Consider the following 1,744-nt stretch of genomic DNA (forward strand, 5'->3'; position numbering starts at 1 on the left):
GCGAGGGCCTCGGGGCCGCCGACGAGGCGGTCCATACCGGCGTCCTCCCACTCCACGCTGGTGGGTCCGTCGTAGCCGATCGCGTTCAGCGCGCGGAACAGCGGCTCCCACGGCACGTCGCCGTGTCCGGTGGAGACGAAGGTCCACCCGCGGCGGGGGTTGTCCCACGACAGGTGTGAGCCGAGCACGCCGTTGCGGCCGTCGAGGTTCGTCGTCGATTCCTTGCAGTGCACGTGGAAGATGTGCTCGGCGAAGTCGAGCACGAACGCCACCGAATCCAGCTGCTGCCAGACGAAGTGCGAGGGGTCGAAGTTGAACCCGAAGCTCCCCCGATGCCCGATGGCCTCGAGCGTCTTCTTCGCCGTCCAGTAGTCGTACGCGATCTCGGAGGGGTGCACCTCGAGGGCGAAGCGCACCCCGACCTCCTCGAACACGTCGAGGATCGGATGCCACCGCTCGGCGAAGTCCGCGTAGCCGCGCTCGATCATGGCGTCGGAGGCCGGCGGGAACATCGCGACGTACTTCCAGATGCTCGACCCCGTGAAGCCGGTGACCGTCTTCACGCCGAGCTTCGCGGCGAAGCGCGCCGTGTTCTTCAGGTCTTCGGCCGCGCGCTGCCGCACGCCCTCGGCATCCCCGTCTCCCCAGACCCGGGGCGGCACGATGTCGTGGTGGCGCTCGTCGATCGGGTCGTCGCACACGGCCTGGCCGACGAGGTGGTTGGAGATCGTCCACACCTTCAGGCCGTTGCGCTCGAGGATGTCGAGGCGCGACTGCACGTAGTCGGCGTCGTCCCAGCGCGAGACGTCGATGTGGTCGCCCCAGCAGGCGATCTCGAGGCCGTCGTAGCCCCACTCCCCGGCGAGGCGCGCGACCTCTTCGAAGGGCAGGTCGGCCCACTGGCCGGTGAACAGGGTGATCGGGCGCGCCATCATGCTCCTTCGCTCAGGGCGACCGGGACCCCGGCGGCGACGCCGGTCCAGGCCGAATCATTCTCACTGCTGCGGTCGACCGCGTCGAGCACGCGCTGCACGCTCAGCCCCTCGTCGAACGAGGGGTGCGGATCGGTGCCTGCGTCGATCGCGGTGACGAGATCGACGACCTGGTGGCTGAAGCCGTGCTCGTAGCCGAGCATGTGGCCGGCGGGCCACCACGCCGAGACGTAGGGATGCTGCGGCTCGGTCACCAGCACCTGAGTGAAGCCCTGACGGCCCTCGGGCGCGGTGCGATCGTAGAAGCGCAGGCTGTTGAGGTCTTCAAGGTCGAAGGCCAGGGCCCCGCGGTCGCCCGACACCTCGATGGTGAGGGCGTTCTTGCGTCCCGTGGCGAAGCGCGTCGCCTCGAACGACGCCAGCGCCCCATTGGCGAGACGCCCGGTGAAGATCGCCGCGTCATCGACCGTGACGTCGCCGACACCCTCTCCCGCCGACCCCGACAGACCCGAGCCGGCGGCCTGCAACGGACGCTGCTTCACGATCGTCTCGAGCGTCCCCGTGACCCTCTCGACGGCGAGACCGGTCACGAACTGGGTCATGTCGATGATGTGCGCGCCGATATCGCCGAGCGCCCCCGACCCCGCGTGCTCCTTCTGCAGACGCCACGCCAGCGGCATCCCGGGATCGACCAGCCAGTCCTGCCGATACGCCGCGCGCACCTGCTGCACCGTGCCGACCGCGCCCTCGGCGATCATGTCGCGAAGGAGCGTGACGGCCGGGACCCGGCGATACGTGAATCCCACCATCGA

2 protein-coding genes are annotated in these 1,744 nt (G+C 69.3%); both read right to left on the bottom strand.

Annotated features, from left to right (window positions below):
• On the bottom strand, positions 1-932 hold a 932-nt coding region (locus FB047_RS16750), incomplete at its 3' end, for a sugar phosphate isomerase/epimerase family protein (RefSeq protein ID WP_136588344.1).
• Positions 932-1,744 (bottom strand): Gfo/Idh/MocA family protein (locus tag FB047_RS16755; protein ID WP_136588345.1); only part of this gene is annotated, 813 nt, incomplete at its 5' end. The genes FB047_RS16755 and FB047_RS16750, both read right to left, overlap by 1 nt.

The organism is Microbacterium hydrothermale, assembly GCF_004854025.1.
In the GTDB taxonomy this organism is placed as follows: Bacteria; Actinomycetota; Actinomycetes; order Actinomycetales; family Microbacteriaceae; genus Microbacterium; species Microbacterium hydrothermale.